This window comes from Bradyrhizobium xenonodulans (assembly GCF_027594865.1).
GTDB classification, from domain to species: Bacteria; Pseudomonadota; Alphaproteobacteria; order Rhizobiales; family Xanthobacteraceae; genus Bradyrhizobium; species Bradyrhizobium xenonodulans.
Window position 1 is genome coordinate 8,097,114 of the sequence record NZ_CP089391.1, and the last position, 20,502, is coordinate 8,117,615.

A 20,502-nucleotide genomic window follows, 5' to 3' on the forward strand; every position below is an offset into this window, starting at 1 on the left:
GCATCGGCATCGTGATGACCGACGAGCATGACCTATCCCCTCACTCTGCCGGTGCGCCGTCGGCGACCGAATTGTCCTTCCAGTCCGCCTTCGACTTGCGCGAGGCGAACAACCGATCGATGCGCGGCTGCACGTAATCGGCCCAGAGCCCGGACAGGCCGTTCGGGAAGGCGAGCACGACCGCGATGAACAGCGCGCCGAGGCCGAACAGCCAGAGTTGTGGGAAAGATTCCGACAGGCTGGTCTTGGCGAAATTCACCAGAATGGCGCCCCAGATCGCACCGAAGATCGACATGCGCCCGCCGACCGCGGTGTAGATCACCATCTCGATCGAGGGCACGATGCCGACGAAGGACGGCGACATGAAACCGACATTGAGCGCGAACATGGCGCCGCCGATCGCGGCGAAGACCGCGGCCATGCAGAAGGCGAAGATCTTGAAGTTGGCGACGCTGTAGCCGGAGAAGCGGACGCGATCTTCCTGTTCGCGCATCGCCACCAGGATGCGGCCGAGCTTGGTCAGGCGGATGAACTGCGCGATGCCGATGCAGGCGAACAGCAGCACCACCTCGACGAAGTACAGGATGACCTTGGCGTGGTCGGGCCGGATGTCCCAGCCCTTGAGCGTCCGCAGATCGGTCATGCCGTTGATGCCGCCGGTATAGCCCTGCTGCCCGACGATCAGGATGGTCAGGATGGCGGCGACGGCCTGGGTGATGATCGCAAAGTAGGTGCCGCCGACGCGGCGCTTGAACATCGCCGTGCCGATGATCAGGGCGAAGAGGCCCGGCACCAAGATGATGGCGAGGATGGTGAAGGTGAGGCTGTGAAATGGCTGCCAGAACAACGGCAGCGACGTGATCTGATTCCAGTCCATGAAGTCCGGAATGCCGGGCGTCGACTGGATCTTGGTGTTCTCCACGCTCGATGCCTCGAGCTTGAGGAACATCGCCATGCAATAGCCGCCGAGACCGAAGAACACGCCCTGTCCCAGGCTCAAGATGCCGCCATAGCCCCAGCACAGCACGAGGCCGAGCGCGACAAAGGCGTAGGTCAAATATTTCGCGACCAGATTGAGGCGGAACACATCCAGCGTCAGCGGCAGGATCACGAACAGCACGGCGGCCAGAACGATGAAGCCCATGAGCTCGGATCGATTGAAGAAGCGCGAGTTGATGATCATGACTTGCCTGCTTCCCGTTATTTGCGGACTTTGAGGGCAAAGAGACCCTGCGGCCGCAGCATCAGGATGCCGACGACGGCGAGCAGCGTGAGCACCTTGGCCATCGAGCCCGACAGGAAGAATTCGAGCGTCGACTGCGTCTGCGAGATCGAGAATGCGGAGGCGATGGTGCCAAGCAGGCTGGCGGCGCCGCCGAACACGACGACAAGGAAGGTGTCGACGATGTAAAGCTGGCCCGACGTCGGCCCGGTCGAGCCGATCATGGTGAACGCGCTGCCGGCGACGCCGGCGATGCCGCAGCCGAGGCCGAAGGTGTAGCGGTCGACCTTCTCGGTGTTGATGCCGACCGCGCCGGCCATGATGCGGTTCTGCACGACGGCACGCACCTGGCGGCCCCAGCGCGATTTGTACATGACATAGGCGACAGCGATGGTGATGAGGACGGTGAGACACATCACGAAGACGCCGTTGATCGGCACCTCGATGCTGTCGGTGACGTGCAGCGAGCCGAGCATCCATTGCGGCAGCTCGACGCCGACTTCGCGCGCGCCGAACACGGAGCGATAAGCCTGCTGCAGCATCAGGCTCAGGCCCCAGGTGGCGAGCAGCGTATCGAGCGGGCGCTTGTAGAGATGCCGTATCAGCACCCATTCCACCAGCATTCCCAGCGCACCGGACGCGACGAAGGCCAGGATCATCGCGAGGAAGAAGTAGCCGCTGAACAGGCTCGGCAAATAGGTCTGGAAGAGGCTCGAGGTCATCCAGGTGACGTAGGCCCCGAGGATCATGAACTCGCCGTGGGCCATGTTGATGACGCCCATCTGGCCGAAGATGATCGCAAGCCCGAGCGCCATCAGGACGTAGACCGAGAACAGGATCAGTCCCGCAAAACCCTGCATGACGAAGATCGAGCCAAGATCACCAAGCGAGTAGTCGCCGAACATCGATGTCCTCCGTCGGGGATAAGGGTCCCGCGTCGCGAGCAGGTTCGCGACGCGGGGGTCTTGGGCGTGGGTTTGCTGTCCACGCCAGGGAGAGGCTTGGTGTTAGGGAGAAGGCGCGAACGACCCCGCGCTTCTTACTGGTAACCCTTGGGGAACGGATCCGGCTCGACGAGATCGGCGGTCTCGTAGATCAGCTCGAACTGGCCATCGAGCTTGGCGCGGCCCACCCGGGTCTTCGACCAGAGGTGATGGTTCTCGTGGATGCGCACGTAGCCTTCGGGGGCGCCCTTGAACTCGACGCCGGGCGAAGCCGCCGCGATCTTGTCGACGTCGAAGGAGCCGGCCTTCTCCACCGTCAACTTCCACAGCCACGGGCCGAGATAGGCAGCCTGGGTGACGTCTCCGATCACGGTCTTTTCGCCCCACGCCTTCTTGAACGCGGGCACGAACGTCTTGTTGTTCGGATTGTCGAGCGACTGGAAGTACTTCATGCAGGCATAGGCGCCCGCAATGTTCTCGCCGCCGATGCCGTCGATCTCGTCTTCAGTGACCGAGATCGTCAGCAGCGCCTGCTTGGACAGGTCGATGCCGGCCGCCTTGAGCTGCTTGTAGAAGGCGACGTTCGAGCCGCCGACGACGTCGGTGAAGATCACGTCGGGCTTGGTCAGCTTGATCTTGTTGATGACCGAGTTGAACTGGGTGCTGCCGAGCGCATAATACTCCTCGCCGACGACCTTGCCCTTCAGCACGTTCTCGACGTGCTTGCGCGCGATCTTGTTCGAGGTACGCGGCCAGATATAGTCGGAGCCGATGAAGAAGAACGACTTCGCGCCCTTCTCCTTGGCAATCCAGTTCAGGCCGGCGAGAATCTGCTGGGTCGCTTCCTGGCCGGTGTAGATCACGTTCTTGGACTGCTCGAGGCCTTCGTAGAAGGTCGGGTAATAGAGCATGCCGTTATACTGCTCCATGACCGGCAGCACGGCCTTGCGCGAGGCCGAGGTCCAGCAGCCCATGATCGCCGCGACCTTGTCGTTGACCAGCAGCTTCTTGGCCTTTTCCGCAAAGGTCGGCCAGTCGCTGGCGCCGTCCTCCTGGATGAACTTGATCTTGCGCCCGAGCACGCCGCCCATGGCGTTGATCTGCTCGATGGCGAGCTTTTCGGCCTCGATCGAGCCGGTCTCGGAGATGGCCATGGTGCCGGTGGCCGAGTGCAGGATGCCGACCGTCACCTCGGTGTCGGTGACCGCAAGACCCGTGGTGTTGACCGCCGAGGTCGCCGGCGTCTGTGCAAACGACGCCTTCGGCAGCATCGTGATGGCAGGCAGGGCGGCCATTCCCATCAATAGTTTGCGCCGGAGCGGCGACAACAGGCCCTTGTTGGCTTCGTTTGACATGAGCACCCCACTTTTTGTTCGAGGACACGCGATTGGTGCCGTGAGGATGGCTCGGATTTGTGCAGCGCAAGCATACGCAAGATCGCGTATACTGCACCGCAAAATACCGACGTAGGCTTTTGGTACGGGATTTGCGAGGGCTCCGGGTCAGTATCGGGAGTGGGGTTAGTGGCAGGGCGGCAGCGAATAGACCGCGTCAGGCGCCAGTATAATCAATGGGTCGCCAACCAGACGCTGGAAGACTACGCGCTGCGCTTCACCGCCAAGAGCGCGCGCCGCTGGTCTGCCGCCCGCGTCGCCAACACCGCGCTCGGCGCCATCTCCTTTCTGGCGCTGGAAGCGATCGGCGGCACCATCACGCTGAACTACGGCGTCACCAATGCCAGCGCCGCGATCCTCGTCGTCTCCATCATCATCTTCTTTTGCGGCGTGCCGATTGCCTATTACGCAGCCAAATGCGGCATCGACATTGACCTGCTCACCCGGGGCGCAGGCTTCGGCTATATCGGCTCGACCGTCACATCGCTGATCTACGCCTCCTTCACCTTCATCTTCTTCGCCATCGAGGCGGTGATCCTGGCCACCGCGCTGGAGATGTGCTTCGGCATTCCGCGCCCGATCGGCTACCTCATCAGCGCCGTGGCGATCATCCCGCTCGTCACCTACGGCATCACGCTGATCAGCCGCTTCCAGCTCTGGACGCAGCCGATCTGGATCATCCTGCACATCCTGCCCTTTGCCGCGATCGCCTGGGCCAATCCCTACTCGTTCGCGGAATGGCGCAAATTCGCCGGCGAGCACGGCGACGCGAGCGGGCATTTCGACCTGCTGCTGTTCGGTGTCGCATCCTCCGTGGTGTTCTCGCTGGTGGCGCAGATCGGCGAGCAGGTCGACTTCCTCAGATTCCTGCCGCGCGACCGCCGAACGTCGCGAACCTCGTGGTGGATCGCCCTGCTGATCGCGGGCCCCGGCTGGATCATCTTCGGCGCGCTGAAATTGCTGCTGGGCTCATTTCTCGCCTTCTTTGCGCTAAGCCACGGCCTCTCCGGCGAGCTCGCCGCCGAGCCCGCGCACATGTATCTCGAGGCGTTTCGCTACGTGCTGTCGCAGCCGGACATGGCGCTGGCGCTCACCGGCACGTTCGTGATCCTGTCGCAGATCAAGATCAACGTCACCAACGCCTATGCGGGCTCGATCGCCTGGTCGAATTTCTTCTCGCGTCTGACGCACAGCCACCCCGGCCGCGTGGTGTGGCTGGTGTTCAACGTCATGGTGGCGCTGCTGCTGATGGAGATCGGCGTCTACAAGGCACTGGAGCAGACGCTGGCGCTCTATTCCAACGTCGCGATCGCCTGGGTCGGCGCGCTGGTCGCCGATCTCGTCGTCAACAAGCCGCTCGGCCTGCGCCCGCCGCAGATGGAGTTCAAGCGCGCCCATCTCTACGACATCAATCCAGTCGGCGTCGGCGCCATGACGATCGCGACCATCGTCTCGATCGCAGCGTTCTACGGCCTGTTCGGCCCGACCATGAAGGCGCTCGCCGCCTTCGTCGCGCTGACGGTGGCCTTCGTCACGGCGCCCGTCATCGCCTGGCTCACCGACGGCAAATATTACATCGCGCGCAAACCGAAGAAGAGCTGGGCCAATATCGAGGCGATTCAGTGCTGCATTTGCGAGCACAGCTTCGAGCCTGAGGACACCACCTCCTGCCCGGCCTATGCCGGCCCGATCTGCTCGCTGTGCTGCTCGCTCGATGCGCGCTGCCACGATCTCTGCAAGCCGCATGCACGGGCGCAGGTCCAGTTCGCCGACGCGCTCAGCAGGATCTTGCCGCAGCCGATCTATCAGCGGATCAACTCGCAGTTCGGCCACTATGTCGGCGTGTTCGTGGTCTCGGCCGGCCTCGTCGCGCTGGTGCTGGGACTGATCTATCTGCAGACCTCGGCGAGCGTGCCTGGCGAGAATTCGCTCGTCTCGAACGTGCTGTGGAACGTGTTTTTCTCGCTCAGCATCATCATCGGCGTGGTGGCCTGGCTGTTCGTGCTGGCGCAGCAGAGCCGCCGGGCCGCCGAGGCCGAGACGCGGCGGCAGACCGCGCTTCTGATCCAGGAAATCGACGCCCACAAGCGTACCGACGCCGAGCTCCAGCGCGCCAAGGAGGTGGCCGAATCCGCCAACCTCGCCAAGAGCCGCTACGTCGTCGGTCTCAGCCACGAGCTGCGCTCGCCGCTGAACGCCATCAGCGGCTATGCCCAGCTCCTGGAGCAGGATTCGACGCTTCTCACCAAGCCGCGCGACCAGGTCCGCGTCGTCCGCCGCAGCGCCGATCACCTCTCCGGCCTGATCGACGGCATCCTGGACATCTCCAAGATCGAGGCCGGGCGACTGTATCTGTCGCGGGACGAGGTCCGCGTGAGCGAATTCCTCGACCAGCTCGTCGGCATGTTCCGTCTCCAGGCCGCCGCCAAGGGCATCGACTTCGTGTTCAGGCGCCCCGCGCATTTGCCGGTCGTGGTCTATGCCGACGAGAAACGGCTGCGTCAGGTGCTGATCAACCTGCTCTCCAATGCGATCAAGTTCACCCAGACCGGCAGCGTGCAGTTCGTCGTGCATTACCGCAGTCCGGTTGCCGAGTTCGAGGTGATCGACACCGGACCCGGCATCCAGGGCGACGATCTCGAACGCATCTTCGCGCCGTTCGAACGGGGCGCACTCGGCGTCTCGCAGCCGCAGACCGGCACCGGGCTAGGCCTGACCATCAGCCGGCTGCTCGCCGGCGTGATGGGCGGCGACATCAAGGTCTTGAGCACGGTCGGCACCGGCTCTACGTTCAAGGTCAAGATCCTGCTGTCGGAGGTGACCAATCCGCAGCGCATCGCGCCGGTGGAGGCGCCGGTCTCCGGCTATCACGGCGCGCGCAAGACCATCCTCATCACCGACGACGACCCCGTGCACCGCGACCTCCTGCGCGAGGTGCTGACGCCGCTCGGCTTCATCCTGCTCAGCGCGCCCGACGGCCCCGGCTGTCTCGCACTGGCGCAGCATTGCCGGCCCGACCTGTTCCTGCTCGATATCTCCATGCCGGCCATGGACGGCTGGGCCGTGGCGGAGGCGTTGCGCGCGAGCGGTCATCATCAGGCACGGATCCTGATGGTATCGGCGAGCGCACTCGAGGCCCACGGTACGCCGCTGGCGCAGCCGTTCCACGACGGCTATCTGATGAAACCGATCGACATCCCGCGATTGCTGGAGACCATCCGCCAGCTCCTCAAGATCGAATGGCAGTACGGATCGGACGAGATCGAGGTGCCGTTCTGGCGGCCCGAGAGCGGATCAAGGCCGCCGGCGCGGCACATCGAGGCGCTGATCGGGCTCGGCCAGATCGGCTACGTCAAGGGCATCCAGCTGAAGCTGGACGAGATCGGCAGCGAACACCCCGAGCATGCCGACTTCGTCGCCGAAATGCGGTCGCTGGTCGACCGCTTCGATCTCGACCAGTACATGGCCACATTGAAGACGTTGCATGCGCATGAGCATTGAGTCGAAGAAGCGCGATGTCGCGCTCGTTGTGGATGACTCTCCCGAAACGCTGCGGCTGCTCACCGACGCGCTCGACGGCGCCGGGATGACGGTGATGGTGGCGCTCGACGGCGCCGCCGCGATGCGCATCGTCGACCAGATCACCCCCGACATCGTGCTCTTGGATGCCGTGATGCCCGGCATCGACGGGTTCGAGACCTGCCGCCGCCTCAAGCGCGATGCGGGCTTGGCCAACGTCCCCGTGATTTTCATGACGGGTCTTGCCGAGACAGAGCACATCGTTCGCGGGCTGGAAGCCGGCGGCGTCGACTACGTGACGAAGCCGATCGTGATCCAGGAGATGCTGGCGCGCATCCGCGTCCATCTCGGCAATGCCCGGCTGACCCAGAGCGCGCGCGCCGCGCTCGACGTCTCCGGCCGTTTCCTGTTCGCGGTCGACCGGCAGGGCAATTTGCTCTGGGCAACGCCGCAGGCGCAGAAGCTGCTGTCCGATCATCACGGCGTGCAGGCCGACGACTTCGTGCTGCCGCCCTCACTGCTGCAATGGCTGGAGCAGGCGAAAGGCAAGGGCAGCGCGAAGTCTCAGGCCGCGTCGCTGCCCGACAATCCGCAACTCCGGCTCTATTACATGGGCGAAACCGCTCCGAACGAATTCCTGCTGCGGCTCTCCAAGGAATCCGGCACGGCGCTGCCGCCGGAATTCACCAGCGAGCTCGGCCTCACCACCCGCGAAGGCGAGGTGCTGGCCTGGCTCAGCAAAGGCAAGACCAACCGCGACATCGCGCAGATCCTGGGCTTGAGCCCGCGCACGGTCGACAAGCATCTGGAGCAGATCTACGCCAAGCTCGGGGTGGAGAACCGGACCGCGGCGGCGGCGATCGCGACGAATGCGACGAGAAGGAATTCGTAAGCGCCTGTGCGGGCGCGTTGTGCTGCCGCTCACCCAACCAACGGTGTCGTCCCGGGCTCGCTTCGCGCCCTGGGACGACAGCGGAGGATGGGGCGATCGTTATCGCCCCTCACACGATCCCTTCACCCATACACAAACGCCGCGTCATCCATATCCGTCTTCGGGATCTCGTCCTTCTCGGTCCAGTAATCCTGGCTGTGTTGCCATTCCGGCTTGTCGCCGCGTTTGGGCAGCAGGTCCATGTTGCGCATCATGTAGCCGGGGTTGAAGTTCTCCGGATCGATCCAGGGCAGGATCGGCATGTTGTGGTCTTCGGGACGCAAGGCCACCTCGACTTTCTTTTTGCCCTTTGCCTTCATGTGACCGAGCAGCCGGCAGACGAAATCGGCAACGAGATCGACACGCAGGGTCCAGCTCGCACGGAAATAGCCGAACACCCAGACCATGTTCGGAACGCCCGTGAACATCATGCCGCGATAGGTCACGGTGTCGCCGAAGGCGAGCGGCTTGCCGTCGATCTCGAAGGCGATGTCGCCGAGGGCTGCGAGATTGAAACCGGTCGCGGTGACGATGATGTCGGCGTCCAGCAGCTTGCCGGATTTGAGCTGGATGCCGTTCTCGACAAAGCATTCGATCTCGTCGGTGACGACCGAGGCTTTGCCGCTGGCAATGCCTTTGAACAAATCGGCATCGGGCACGAAGGCGATGCGCTGCCGCCACGGCCGGTAGCTCGGCGTGAAATGCGTCTCGACGTCGTAATCGGGACCGAGCACCGCGCTGATCTGGCCGATCAGCTCCTTCTTCACCTGCTCCGGCTTGGAGAGGCAGAGCTTTGTGAACGCATCCTGCTCGAACAGGATTTTTCTCCGAACGATCTCATGGATCCAGGCCTCGTCGACCTGGAGCCGGCGCAGTTCCTCCGCGATCTCGATCGCGTTGCGGCCCAGGCGGAAATAGGTCGGCGAGCGCTGCAGCATGGTGACATGCGCGCATTTGTCCGCGATGTTCGGCACCAGCGTGGCCGCGGTCGCGCCCGAGCCGATCACGACCACCTTCTTGTTCGCGAGGTCGATGTCATCAGGCCAGGTCTGCGGATGGACGATGCGGCCCTTGAAGCGATCCGTGCCCTTCCATTCCGGTGTGTAGCCTTCCGAATGGCGATAATAGCCTTGGCACATCCAGAGGAAGTTCGCGGTGAAGGTCTTTGCTTCCCCGGTATCGGTCGTGATCGCTTCGATGGTCCAGAGATTTTGCTCGCTCGACCAGCTCGCCGAATTGATCTGGTGCTTGTAGCGGATATGCCGAGCGATATCGTTCTCGTCGATCACCTCGTTCATGTAGGCGAGGATCTCGTCGGCGGTGGCGATCGGCGGCCCGACCCAGGGTTTGAAACTGTAGCCGAAGGTGTGGAGGTCACTGTCCGAGCGGATGCCGGGATAGCGATGCGTGGTCCAGGTGCCGCCGAACGTCGCCTGCGTTTCGAGGATGACGTAGCTCGTGCCCGGCAGCTGCTTGTTGATGTGGTAGGCGCTGCCGATGCCGGAGATGCCGGCGCCGACGATCAGCACGTCGAAATGTTCAGAAGCCTGTTTGGCCGTGGCGTGACTGCGAACAGCGACATTCATTGTTGCTTCTTGCCTTGCTTGTTTTTGTGGCCGTCCTTGACTGGACGGCGCGTTTCCTCCGCGGCGGGCATGGTCGCCCGTCGCGCTTCCGCTTCAAAATGACATAGATCAAGCCGCGGTCAAATCACAGCGCCGCACCCCAGCTCCGCGCGGTCTGCAATATCCAGTCGCGATAGAGCGTGAGCGGGGTGACGCCGGTCAATCCGCCGCAGCCGGCGGCGTTGTTTGGCCCGGTCGACCAGCTGATGAGGCCGACGAGCACCGACCCGCTCGGCTTGTCCTCGAACACGGGACCGCCGGAATCGCCGGTGCAGGCGCCGATTCCGTCACGAACACCGTTGGTTACGGGATCGACCAGACGGATTTGAAGCGTGCCGGGCTGCCCCGTGGCAACGAGACCGGCTACGCGAATCATGCCGCCGCTCTTGCCGTCGCCGCTCACGGTGACGCCGATACCGGCGATGACGAAGCGGCCGCCGACCTGGATCGGAATATTTGGTGCGCCGACGACGATTGTCGATTTTCCCTTGGGTGGAATTTCCAGTTGCAACAAGGCCACGTCGGCAGTGGCGCGATGCGATTGCATCGCCTGCATGTTGAAGCTCGGATGGATCGCGACGGTGCGCACGTTCAGCAATTGAGGCTGGCCGCCGGCGTCACGATCGACGATCTTGTAATCCGCACCCGGCTGCACGCAGTGAGCAACTGTCAGCACCAGCCTTGGGGCAATCAAGCTGCCGGTGCAGAAATTGCCGCGCGAGCCGACGATGGTGACGACTGCGCGCGCGACGCCATCGGTCTGCGGCGTGCCGCCGCCGACGATGGCGTGAGCGGGTGTGGCGAGGAGCAGCGCGGCTATGGCGAAAGTGACAAGCTTCTTCATGGGAACATGCTTCGGCATCGGCGGGGATTGCTTCGGACTGGTCCTTGCCGATAGCGCATGCTAGCCCTCTTGGAAAGGAATTGACGAGGGGCGGATCTTGACGATCGAGGCTGTGATCTTTGATTTTGGCGGTGTGCTGACAAGCTCGCCATTCGAGGCGTTTTCGCGGTTCGAGACCGAGCGCGGCCTGCCCATCGACATCATCCGCCGCACCAATGCCGCCAATCATCTGGAAAACGCCTGGGCCAGGTTCGAACGCGCCGAGGTCGATATCGAGACGTTCGATCATTTGTTTGCAGCAGAATCACTCGCGCTCGGCGCAGAGGTGCGCGGGCGGGACGTGCTGCCGCTGCTGCAGGGCGATCTGCGTCCTGAGATGGTCGAGGCGCTGAAGCGCATCAAGGCGCAACTCAAGACCGGCTGCATCACCAACAATCTGCCGGCCAACGCGATCGGCAGCATGACCGGACGCACGCTCTACGTCGCCGAGGTGATGGTCCTGTTCGACCACGTCATCGAATCCGCCAAGATCGGCCTGCGCAAGCCTGACCCGCGGATTTACCAGCTGATGGTCGAGACGCTGAAGGTCGATCCGAAAAACTGCGTTTATCTCGACGATCTCGGCGTCAATCTGAAACCCGCGCGCGAGATGGGCATGATCACGATCAAGGTTGCAAGTGGCGCCCAGGCCATCGCCGAGCTCGAGGCGGCGACGGGGCTGAAGCTGAACTAGTTCGCAAAGGCCGTAGAGTGGGCAAAGCGAAGCCTGCCCCCACAAGCAGAAGGTGGGCACGGCGCTTCCGCGCCTTTGCCCACCCTACGAGAGCCTACTTCGCCGCAACAGCGATCCGCTCCGGGAACGCAGCCGCAAGCGAGGCGCGATCCGGCTTCAGCACGCCGCGCTCGGTAATGAGCCCCGTGACGAGCCGCGCCGGTGTCACGTCGAACGCGTAATTCGCGACCGGCGAGCCCTCCGGCACAATCCGCACCGTTTCCAATCTTCCATCCGCAGTGCGGCCAGTCATGTCGGTGACTTCCGCACCGCTGCGCTGCTCGATCGGGATATCGCGGATGCCGTCATGGACGGCGAAATCGATCGTCGGCGACGGCAGCGCGACGTAGAACGGCACGTCGTTGTCATGCGCCGCAAGCGCTTTCAGATAGGTGCCGATCTTGTTGCAGACGTCGCCATTGGCGGCGACGCGGTCGGTGCCGACGATGGCGAGATCGACCATGCCGTGCTGCATCAGATGCCCGCCGGTATTGTCCGGAATCACGGTGTGCGGCACGCCGTGATGGCCGAGTTCCCAGGCGGTGAGCGAGGCACCCTGGTTGCGCGGGCGGGTCTCGTCGACCCAGACATGGACCTTGATGCCGCGCTCATGCGCGAGATAGATCGGCGCGGTCGCGGTGCCCCAGTCGACGGTGGCAAGCCAGCCGGCATTGCAATGGGTCAGCAAATTGACCGTCTCGCCAGGCTTCTTCTTTGTGACGATTGCCTCGATCAGCTTCAGGCCGTTGCCGGCGATGCCGCGATTGATCTCGACGTCCTGCTCGACGATTTCGTCGGCGCGCGCATAGGCTGCCTCGGCCCGTTCAACGGGATCGACCGGCACGAGCGCCGTGCGCATCTCGTCCAGGGCCCATTTCAGATTGATCGCCGTCGGCCGCGCCACGACAAGCGTGTCGTAAGCGCGCTTCAGGCCGGCGTCGGAAGCGTCCTCGCGCATCGCGAGCGCCATGCCATAAGCTGCGGTCGCGCCGATCAGCGGTGCCCCGCGCACCAGCATGTCGCGGATGGCGACCGCCGCGTCTTCGCATGACGTCAGCTTCGCAACAATGAACTCGTGCGGCAGCCTGCGCTGGTCGATCGCGCCGACCGACCACCCGTCGCGCTCACGCCAGATGCTGCGGAAATGCTTGCCGTCGACCTTCATGGCGTTCTGCCTCTTCGTCCTTCTTGTGTCTCAACCGCGCAGGATGCGCCCGGCCACCGCGTCGAGCTTCTTCAGAAGCTCGGGGTCGCGGGCCTCGGGCGCCGTGATCAGCGCGGTGTCGAGCGCGCGATCCGAACCGATCGGGCACGGCTCGTGCTCGCGGGGAAAGTCCTTGGCCAGCCGTGCCACCAGCGCCTTCGCCTTGTCGGCATTCGAGGTCAGCACGCGGATGATGTCCTGGACCGTGACGGCATCGTGATCGGGATGCCAACAGTCGAAATCCGTCACCATCGCGACGGTGGCGTAGCAAATCTCAGCCTCGCGGGCGAGTTTCGCTTCGGGCATGTTGGTCATGCCGATCACGGAATAGCCCAGCGTCTTGTAGGTCATGCTCTCCGCATAGGTGGAGAATTGCGGCCCTTCCATGCAGACATAGGTGCCGCCGCGCGCAAACGCGATGCCCTCGGCTTCAGCGGCCGCCGCAAGATGGATGCGCAGCCGCGGCGAGACCGGATGCGCCATCGACACATGGGCGACGCAGCCCCGGCCGAAGAATGAGCTCTCGCGCTTGTAGGTGCGGTCGACGAACTGATCGACGAGAACGAAGGTGCCGGGCGGCAGTTCCTCCCTGAAGGAGCCGCAGGCCGACAGCGAGATCAGGTCGGTGACGCCGGCGCGCTTCAGCACATCGATATTGGCGCGATAGTTGATGTCGGAGGGCGACAGCCGGTGGCCCTTGTCGTGCCGCGGCAGGAACACGATCGGCAGGCCGGCAATAGAGCCGCGCCGCAGCGGGGCCGACGGCTCGCCCCAGGGGCTCTTGATCGCCTCTTCGCGTGCGCCTTCGAGTCCCGGCAGATCGTAGATGCCGGAGCCGCCGATGATGCCCAATACCGCCTGCGTCATGCCTGCTCCACCCTGTCCACCACGTGCGACATGGTTAAGCTATGCCAGTTTTACGGCGGTTTTGGAACCGGGGGTGCTGGAGTGATGCCGGTGGTGTGAGGGGCGGAAGATGCTCAACTCACACTCGATGTCGTCCCGGTGAACGCCGGGACCCTGCGTTCGCAGGGGCGACCCGGGGAAAAATTGGTGCGCTTAACTAAGCCGCGGTCGCCAGCTGCAACTGGGTTGCGACCATGCGCTCCAGCGTCTCGACGGACTGGAAATTCTCCGGCGTGATCTCGGACTGCGGGATGGTGAAGTCGAACTCGGCCTCGACACCGAGCATCAGATTGACCATGTCCATCGAGGTCAGGCCGGCGTCGACGAGCTTCGCCTGTGGCGTGACGTTCGCGGGAAGCGAGTTCTGATCGAGGATGCCCTTGACCAGCTTAATGATGCGATTGCGCAATTCGGTATCGAAGGCCTGCATCGGCAAATTTCCATCTGTCCATGAAAGGTCGGAGCTGTCGCCGGCTACGATGGGCGCGACGGGCCGATCCCACAATGGGCGTCACCATTACTTCGCGTTTCTTAGTAAACGATGACTCAGATTGTCCGGAATTCGATCTTCTTCCAGAACCCTAACGCGATCGCCGAAATTCGGCCGATGCAAACAACCGGACCTTAACTGTTCGTTCGGAATTTGGCTTTGTTTACCCTCTATTTCATCGACGAATTTGAATTAAATCCGTAGCCTCACATCACAAGCAAAGATGGCCGGATGATCGCCGGCGGCATCGCGAATGATGCCGGCGATCTCGAACGGCAAACCGGAGGCGGACGAGTATGAACGTGCGTGAAGCAGTCCTCACTGTCGACGAAACGCAAACGAGCTTCCTCGAGCAGGGCCCCTCCCTCGTCGAGCGCGCCGCCCGGACCGCCGCTGCGGCCGCAGCCGACGCAGACGGCGTCGATCGCGACGCCCGCTTCCCCCACAAGGCATTCGAAGTCGCCCGCGAGCAGAAATTGCTCGGCGTCATGATCCCGGTCGAGTTCGGCGGCCTCAGTGCCTCGATCTACGACGTCACCGACATCTGCTACACGCTCGGGCGCGCCTGCGCCTCGACCGCGATGATCTACGCGATGCACACGACGAAGGTCGCCTGCGTCGTCAGGCACGGCCACGGCATCCCCTGGATGGAAACCATGATGCGCCGGGTCGCTCGCGACCAGTGGTTGCTCGCCTCCTCCACCACGGAAGGCCAGAACGGCGGTAACATCCGCGCCAGCGCGGCCGCAGTCGACGTTGCCGGCGACACCGTCTCGCTGGTGCGCGACGCCACTGTGATCTCCTACGGCGCCCAAGCTGATGGTCTCGTTACCATCGCCCGGCGCGCCACCAACGCCGCAGCCTCCGACCAGGTGCTGCTGGCGCTGGCCAAGGACGATTATTCGCTGAAGCAGACGCTGGGCTGGGAAACGCTCGGCATGCGCGGCACCTGCTCGACCGGCTTCGAGCTGAAGGTCGACTGCCCCGCCGACCGCGTCTTTCCGGAAGCCTATGACAAGATCCATGCCCAGACGATGACGCCGTTTGCGCATCTGTGCTGGTCGTCAGCCTGGGCCGGCATCGCCGCCGCGGCCGTGACCCGCGCGCAGGCCTTCGTTCGCAAGGCGGCCCGCACCTCCGGTGGCCAGATGCCGCCGGCCGCCGCACACTTCACCGCCGCCAAGATGTCTCTCGCGAAACTGCGCGCGCTGATATCAGCCAATATCGACGCCTTCGCCCGCGTCGAGCATGACGAGCGCGCGCTGAGCTCGCTCGACTTCCAGTCCTCGATCACGCTGCTGAAGGTGCAGGCCTCCGAGCTCGCGGTCGAGACCGTGATGCATGCGATGCGCACCGCGGGCCTTTCAGGCTATCGCAACGACGGCGAATTCACCATGGGTCGGCATCTGCGCGACGTGCTGTCGTCGCCGATCATGATCAACAACGACCGCATCCTGGCCAACGCCGCCACCTCGACCCTGATGAGCGGCGTGCCATTGAGCCTTCGCGACTGACGTGCCTTCACGACTTGCGAGCCTTCGACTTGCGAGCCTTGCCGATTGACGTGCCTTTGGTGACCGAACCAACAAGAACAATTTTTTGACATAGCAGGACATCGAACCATGAACATTGCCGTCCTCCCCAATTCGCCCGAGACCGCGCCTGAGATCATCGACCCGCTCGATCATCTCGCCGACAAGCTGTTCCACCCGATGGGCTCGGACGGCGTCTACGCCCGCACCGCGCTCTATGAGGGCGTCGTCGAGAAGCTCGCCGCGCTGATCACCGGACATCGCGAGGCCGGCACCGAGGTGATGCGCTTCCCGCCGGTGATGAGCCGCGCGCAGCTCGAGAAATCCGGCTATCTCAAGAGCTTTCCGAACCTGCTCGGCTGCGTCTGCGGCCTGCACGGCACCGAGCGCGAGATCAACGCCGCGGTGAGCCGCTTCGATGCCGGCGGTGACTGGACCACCTCGCTGTCGCCGGCCGACCTCGTGCTGTCGCCCGCCGCCTGCTATCCCGTCTATCCGATCGCGGCGAGCCGCGGACCTTTGCCGAAAGGCGGCCTGCGCTTCGACGTCGCCGCCGACTGCTTCCGCCGCGAGCCGTCAAAGCATCTCGACCGGCTGCAATCGTTCCGGATGCGCGAATATGTCTGCATCGGCAGCCCGGACGACGTCGCCGATTTCCGCGAGCGTTGGATGGTGCGCGCCCAGGCAATTGCGCGCGACCTCGGCCTGACCTTCCGCGTCGACTATGCCAGCGACCCGTTCTTCGGCCGCGTCGGCCAGATGAAGGCGGTGAGCCAGAAGCAGCAACAGCTCAAGTTCGAGCTCCTGATTCCGCTGCGCTCGGAAGAGCAGCCGACCGCCTGCATGAGCTTCAACTATCATCGCGAGCATTTCGGCACGACCTGGGGCATCCAGGACGCCGATGGCGAGCCGGCGCACACCGGCTGCGTCGCCTTCGGCATGGATCGCCTGGCCGTCGCCATGTTCCACACCCACGGCACCGACCTTTCCGCCTGGCCCGCCAAGGTGCGGGAGATCATGGGCATGCAGCCGCAAATCGCGACCGATGCCCATGGCGAAGGCTGGCGCTAACAGAGCTCACGAGGCCTACCATTTCCACGGGCAAGACGAACGTGATCCACACCAAGGTCCGATGCCGCGAGATCACCGAGGCCGACGTCGAGAAGGTCGCCGACCTCCTGACGCGCGGCTTCGTCGGCCGCTCGCGGAACTATTGGATGCAGGGCCTGCGACGGCAGGCCTTCCGGCCCGTACCGGAGGGCTATCCGCGCTTCGGTTACATGCTCGACAATGACGGCGAGCCCGTCGGCGTGCTGCTGCTGATCTACACGACACGGAAGCACGGCGAAGAGACCGCCATCCAGTGCAATTTGTCGAGCTGGTATGTCGATCCGGCCTACCGCAACTACGCCCCGCTGCTGACCAAGATCGCGCAGCGGCACAAGGACGTCACCTATCTGAACATCAGCCCGGCACCGTGGACCTGGCCCATCATCGAAACGCAGGGCTTCCGCGCCTATTGCAGGGGCATATTCTTCTCCGTGCCTGCGCTGGCGCGTCCCCCGCGCTGGAGCAAGATCGAGGTCATCCCGCAGCACATCAAGACGATCGAGGGACTTTCCGACGACGAGACCGAGCTTTTGACGCGGCATGCGCGCTACAATTGCCTCAGCCTCGTCTGCCGCACGCCGCAAGGAGCGTTCCCCTTCATCCTGCAACCGGTGCGCATCCGCCGCGGTTTCATCGCCCCGCCCGCGATGAAGCTGATCTATTGCCGCAGCGCCGCCGAATACGCCGCCTGCGCAGGCCGCATCGGCCGGCTGCTGCTGCGGCTCGGCAAGATCGCGGTCGCGGTCGATTCCAACGGCCCGATTCCCGGTCTCGCCGGTATTTATACCGAGCGCCGCGGCCGCAAATATTTCAAGGGCCCGCATCGGCCGCAGCTCGCCGACCTCACCGATACGGAACTCGTGCTGTACGGGCCATAGCAGCGGCCGCAGCCTCCCCTCCTTCCCGTGAAGGATAGCTCGGCGCCCGCGGTATGACCCCACCAGTCAGTGTCGGTGAGTTCCCGCGCATTCGCGTGCCGGCGCACGCATCTCTCCATCGCCAGTCACCCTCCGTAAACTACTGCGCTTAAGGGAATTTTCCCGCCTCTTCGCTACCCTCGGCGACTGAATTACGTTGCGCCAAGTTTATTGCCCGCCGAGACCCTGTCGATCCCATGACGTCGACCTGCGATAACGAGCCCGGTGCACGCCGCGAACAGAGCCCGGAAGCTCTTGTCGCGCTGAGCCAGCTTGCGCTCGACCATATGGAGCAGGGCGTCTGCGTCTACGACGCCGACAACCGGATCGTGCTGGTCAACCAGCGCTACCTCTCCTTTTTCAACATGTCGGCCGATATCGTGCGGGTCGGCACGAGCTACCGCGAGGTGCTGACGCACAGCGCGACGCGCGGCAACTTTCCGGAAGGCGAGCTCGATGCGCTGTATTCGGCGCGGATCGCACAGATCGCAGCCGGCAAGCCATTCCGGACCGAGCAGCATCTGGCGAGCGGCCTCGTCATGGCGCTGGAGCTGAAGCCCCTCCCCGGCGGCGGCTGGATGACGATCTGCGACGACGTCAGCCGTCTCGCCCGGCTCGAGGCAGAATTGCGCGTGCAGACCGAGCGCAGCCAGCACGCGCTCGCCAACATGTCGCACGGCCTCATCATGTATGACACCGACGACCGCGTCGTCGTCTGCAACGAGCGGTTCCTGAACCTCTACAACCTCGACCCCGAGATCGTGAAGCCGGGTATCCCGCATGGCACGGTGATTGAGCACTGGATGTCGCGCGGCAATTTGCCGGGCATGTCGGCGGACGAATTCCACGACACCAGGCTGGAGGACGTGCGCACCAGGAAGGCGAAGACCCTGCTGGTGATGCGCTACGACGGACGGATGGTGCAGGCGGTGTCCCGCTTCCTGCCCGACGGCGGCTGGGTGACGGTGCATGAGGACGTCACGGAGCGGCTGCAATACGAGGAAACGCTGAGACAACAGAACTTCATCCTCGATGCGGCGCTGGAGAACATGGCGCACGGGCTCGCCTTCTACGACAGCGACATGCGCCTGCGCGTCTGCAACACCACCTACCGCAAGATCTACCGGCTGTCACCGGAGGAGACCAGGCCCGGCACGCACCTCGCCGAGCTGATCGAACGCTCGATGGCAAACGGCGCGTTTGCGTCCGAATACAGTCCCCAGCAGCTTCTGGAGGCCGCCAGCGCGCGGATCGCGAACCGCGATTCCTCGCCGATGCGCCGGCGCATGTCGAACGACACCGTGATCTCGGTCAGATACTGCGCCCTTCCCGAGGGCGGCTTCGTCGCAACTTACGAGGACATCACCGAGCGCGAGCGCGCGATCGAGGAGCTGAGCGAGCAATATCGGCGCTTCGACGCGGCGCTGAACAACATGAGCCAGGGCCTGTGCATGCTCGATTCGAGCCTGCACGTCATCGTCTGCAACCGCCGCTACATCGAGATGTACGGCTTGTCGCCCGACGTCGTGAAGCCCGGCGTCTCGATGCGCGAGATCATGGAGCACAGCTGCGATCTGGGCATCCATCAGAACACGACGGCCGCGCGGCTCTATGCCGATTATGTCGAGCGGCTGCGCGAAGGCGAGCACACGCTGCACCGCCACTTGAGCGACGGCCGCATCATCAAGCTCAATCACAAGCGGATGGAGCATGGCGGCTGGGTCGTTACCTATGAGGACGTCACCGAGCGCCACAAGGCCCAGGCCCGCGTCGCGCACATGGCGCGGCATGATTCGCTCACCGACCTGCCCAACCGAACGCTGTTCCGCGAGAAGATGGGCGAGGGGCTGAACCAGGTCGCGATCGCCGGCGGCGCCATGGCCGTGCTGTGCTTCGACCTCGACAATTTCAAGACCGTCAACGACCGGCTCGGCCACGCCGCCGGCGACCGGCTGCTGCGCTGGGTCGCGGCACGATTGAAGGAGAATGTCGGCGAGCACGATACCGTCGCCCGCCTCGGCGGCGACGAATTCGCCGTTCTCCAGCGCGGACCGCAGCCGCAATCGGCGGAAAGGCTCGCCCGCCACCTGGTCGAGATCATCGGCCATCCGCCGCCGCTGGAGAGCCAGTCGATCCATGTCGGCGTCTCCGTCGGCATCGCGATCGCGCCCGATCACGGGCTCGATGCCGACGAGCTGATGAAATGCGCCGACCTCGCGCTGTACCAGGCCAAGGCCAAAGGCCGCGGCGTCTTTCAGCTGTTCGAGCCCGAGATGGAGGAAGAGGCGCGCAGCCGGCATGCGCTGGAGCAGGACCTGCGCGGCGCGCTGGAAGCCAGCGAATTCCATCTGGTGTTCCAACCGCAGGTGCGGCTCGACACAACCGAACTCACCGGCTTCGAGGCGCTGCTGCGCTGGAAACATCCGTCACGCGGCTTCGTCTCCCCCGCCGAATTCATTCCGCTTGCGGAGGAGAACGGGTTGATCGTTCCGATCGGCGAGTGGGTGCTGCGCACGGCCTGCGCGACCGCGGCATCCTGGCCGGATGTCACCGTCGCGGTCAATTTGTCGCCGGTGCAATTCCGCTCGCGCGGGCTGGTCGCGATGGTCACGAGCGCACTCGCCGAAGCCGGCCTGCCGCCGCAGCGGCTCGAGCTCGAGGTCACCGAAACGGCGCTGCTCGATGACAGTGAGGCGACGATCGAGATCCTGCACCAGCTCCGCGCGTTAGGAGTGCGCGTCAGCCTCGACGATTTCGGCGTCGGCTATTCCTCGCTGAGCTACTTACGCAAATTTCCGTTCGATCGCATCAAGATCGACCGCTCCTTCGTCGGCACGCTCGGCGAAAGCCCGGAGAGCATCGCCATCGTTCGCACCATCGCCAGCCTCGGCTCCGTGCTCGGCGTCGAGACCACGGCGGAGGGCGTCGAAACGATCGAGCAGCTCGACTTCGTCCGCGAGTGCGGCTGCACCGCGGTGCAGGGATATTATTTCGGCAAGCCCTGCCCGGCGGCCGAAGTCGGACGCACGATCGAGACGCTGACCGCGGTTCGACGCGTGGCGTAAGGGCTTCCACCCCGTCAAATTCCGTCT

15 protein-coding genes are annotated in these 20,502 nt (G+C 64.0%); 7 read left to right on the forward strand and 8 right to left on the reverse strand.

Annotated elements, in window-relative coordinates:
• Positions 1–40: 40 nt before the first annotated feature.
• From urtC to urtA, 3 genes are all read right to left on the reverse strand, one after another.
• Entirely contained in the window at positions 41–1,183 is a 1,143-nt protein-coding gene (gene urtC / locus I3J27_RS38220; protein ID WP_270163966.1) for an urea ABC transporter permease subunit UrtC, read from the reverse strand.
• A 17-nt stretch (positions 1,184–1,200) separates the two neighbouring features.
• Positions 1,201–2,127, reverse strand: coding sequence for an urea ABC transporter permease subunit UrtB (gene urtB / locus I3J27_RS38225; protein ID WP_270163967.1), 927 nt, complete (start codon positions 2,125–2,127; stop codon positions 1,201–1,203).
• 134 nt (positions 2,128–2,261) lie between these two features.
• Positions 2,262–3,521, reverse strand: coding sequence for an urea ABC transporter substrate-binding protein (urtA, locus tag I3J27_RS38230; RefSeq protein ID WP_270163968.1), 1,260 nt, complete (start codon positions 3,519–3,521; stop codon positions 2,262–2,264).
• A 168-nt stretch (positions 3,522–3,689) separates the two neighbouring features.
• Here urtA and I3J27_RS38235 point away from each other — a divergent pair, with 168 nt between their 5' ends.
• Together I3J27_RS38235 and I3J27_RS38240 are read left to right on the forward strand one after the other, a co-directional pair.
• On the forward strand, positions 3,690–7,061 hold the full coding sequence (locus I3J27_RS38235) for a hybrid sensor histidine kinase/response regulator (RefSeq protein ID WP_270163969.1): 3,372 nt from the start codon (positions 3,690–3,692) through the stop codon (positions 7,059–7,061).
• The gene (locus I3J27_RS38240; protein WP_270163970.1) at positions 7,045–7,971 is read left to right on the forward strand and encodes a response regulator; all 927 of its coding nucleotides are present in this window, start codon (positions 7,045–7,047) and stop codon (positions 7,969–7,971) included. The genes I3J27_RS38235 and I3J27_RS38240 overlap by 17 nt, the downstream gene beginning before the upstream one ends.
• Before the next feature lie 122 nt (positions 7,972–8,093).
• Here the strand turns inward: I3J27_RS38240 and I3J27_RS38245 are convergent, their stop codons facing one another.
• Both I3J27_RS38245 and I3J27_RS38250 read right to left on the reverse strand, forming a co-directional pair.
• Complete coding sequence (locus I3J27_RS38245) at positions 8,094–9,596, reverse strand: flavin-containing monooxygenase (RefSeq protein WP_270163971.1); 1,503 nt, start codon at positions 9,594–9,596, stop codon at positions 8,094–8,096.
• Between the two features lie 124 nt (positions 9,597–9,720).
• Positions 9,721–10,479: a S1 family peptidase gene (locus I3J27_RS38250; RefSeq protein WP_270163972.1), complete on the reverse strand. Its 759-nt coding sequence runs from the start codon at positions 10,477–10,479 to the stop codon at positions 9,721–9,723.
• A gap of 97 nt (positions 10,480–10,576) precedes the next feature.
• Between I3J27_RS38250 and I3J27_RS38255 the strand changes: the two genes are divergently transcribed.
• The gene (locus I3J27_RS38255) at positions 10,577–11,212 is read left to right on the forward strand and encodes an HAD-IA family hydrolase (RefSeq protein WP_270163973.1); all 636 of its coding nucleotides are present in this window, start codon (positions 10,577–10,579) and stop codon (positions 11,210–11,212) included.
• 94 nt (positions 11,213–11,306) lie between these two features.
• Here I3J27_RS38255 and mtnA read toward each other — a convergent pair whose 3' ends face one another.
• The 3 genes from mtnA to I3J27_RS38270 all read right to left on the reverse strand — a co-directional run bounded on the left by mtnA (position 11,307) and on the right by I3J27_RS38270 (position 13,791).
• On the reverse strand, positions 11,307–12,416 hold the full coding sequence (gene mtnA / locus I3J27_RS38260) for an S-methyl-5-thioribose-1-phosphate isomerase (protein ID WP_270163974.1): 1,110 nt from the start codon (positions 12,414–12,416) through the stop codon (positions 11,307–11,309).
• Positions 12,417–12,446: 30 nt separating this feature from the next.
• A complete protein-coding gene (locus tag I3J27_RS38265) occupies positions 12,447–13,322 on the reverse strand; it encodes an S-methyl-5'-thioadenosine phosphorylase (RefSeq protein ID WP_270163975.1) in 876 nt (291 codons plus the stop codon).
• Positions 13,323–13,518: 196 nt separating this feature from the next.
• The gene (locus tag I3J27_RS38270) at positions 13,519–13,791 is read right to left on the reverse strand and encodes a phosphopantetheine-binding protein (RefSeq protein ID WP_270163976.1); all 273 of its coding nucleotides are present in this window, start codon (positions 13,789–13,791) and stop codon (positions 13,519–13,521) included.
• 356 nt (positions 13,792–14,147) lie between these two features.
• Here I3J27_RS38270 and I3J27_RS38275 point away from each other — a divergent pair, with 356 nt between their 5' ends.
• The 4 genes from I3J27_RS38275 (at position 14,148) to I3J27_RS38290 (ending at position 20,475) form a co-directional block, all read left to right on the forward strand.
• Entirely contained in the window at positions 14,148–15,365 is a 1,218-nt protein-coding gene (locus I3J27_RS38275; RefSeq protein ID WP_270163977.1) for an acyl-CoA dehydrogenase family protein, read from the forward strand.
• Positions 15,366–15,473: 108 nt separating this feature from the next.
• The gene (locus I3J27_RS38280) at positions 15,474–16,454 is read left to right on the forward strand and encodes an amino acid--[acyl-carrier-protein] ligase (RefSeq protein WP_270163978.1); all 981 of its coding nucleotides are present in this window, start codon (positions 15,474–15,476) and stop codon (positions 16,452–16,454) included.
• 41 nt (positions 16,455–16,495) lie between these two features.
• Positions 16,496–17,371, forward strand: a complete 876-nt coding sequence (locus tag I3J27_RS38285; RefSeq protein WP_270163979.1) for a GNAT family N-acetyltransferase — start codon at positions 16,496–16,498, stop codon at positions 17,369–17,371.
• 236 nt (positions 17,372–17,607) lie between these two features.
• The gene (locus I3J27_RS38290; RefSeq protein ID WP_270163980.1) at positions 17,608–20,475 is read left to right on the forward strand and encodes a PAS-domain containing protein; all 2,868 of its coding nucleotides are present in this window, start codon (positions 17,608–17,610) and stop codon (positions 20,473–20,475) included.
• The last annotated feature ends 27 nt before the right edge of the window (positions 20,476–20,502 follow it).

Coding starts and splice junctions, on each gene's coding strand:
- I3J27_RS38270 (WP_270163976.1), bottom strand. CDS start 13,791: ATGCAGGCCTTCGATACCGAATTGCGCAATCGCATCATTAAGCTGGTC.
- urtC (WP_270163966.1), bottom strand. CDS start 1,183: ATGATCATCAACTCGCGCTTCTTCAATCGATCCGAGCTCATGGGCTTC.
- urtB (WP_270163967.1), bottom strand. CDS start 2,127: ATGTTCGGCGACTACTCGCTTGGTGATCTTGGCTCGATCTTCGTCATG.
- I3J27_RS38275 (WP_270163977.1), top strand. CDS start 14,148: ATGAACGTGCGTGAAGCAGTCCTCACTGTCGACGAAACGCAAACGAGC.
- I3J27_RS38290 (WP_270163980.1), top strand. CDS start 17,608: ATGACGTCGACCTGCGATAACGAGCCCGGTGCACGCCGCGAACAGAGC.
- I3J27_RS38250 (WP_270163972.1), bottom strand. CDS start 10,479: ATGAAGAAGCTTGTCACTTTCGCCATAGCCGCGCTGCTCCTCGCCACA.
- mtnA (WP_270163974.1), bottom strand. CDS start 12,416: ATGAAGGTCGACGGCAAGCATTTCCGCAGCATCTGGCGTGAGCGCGAC.
- I3J27_RS38280 (WP_270163978.1), top strand. CDS start 15,474: ATGAACATTGCCGTCCTCCCCAATTCGCCCGAGACCGCGCCTGAGATC.
- I3J27_RS38240 (WP_270163970.1), top strand. CDS start 7,045: ATGCGCATGAGCATTGAGTCGAAGAAGCGCGATGTCGCGCTCGTTGTG.
- I3J27_RS38245 (WP_270163971.1), bottom strand. CDS start 9,596: ATGAATGTCGCTGTTCGCAGTCACGCCACGGCCAAACAGGCTTCTGAA.
- urtA (WP_270163968.1), bottom strand. CDS start 3,521: ATGTCAAACGAAGCCAACAAGGGCCTGTTGTCGCCGCTCCGGCGCAAA.
- I3J27_RS38265 (WP_270163975.1), bottom strand. CDS start 13,322: ATGACGCAGGCGGTATTGGGCATCATCGGCGGCTCCGGCATCTACGAT.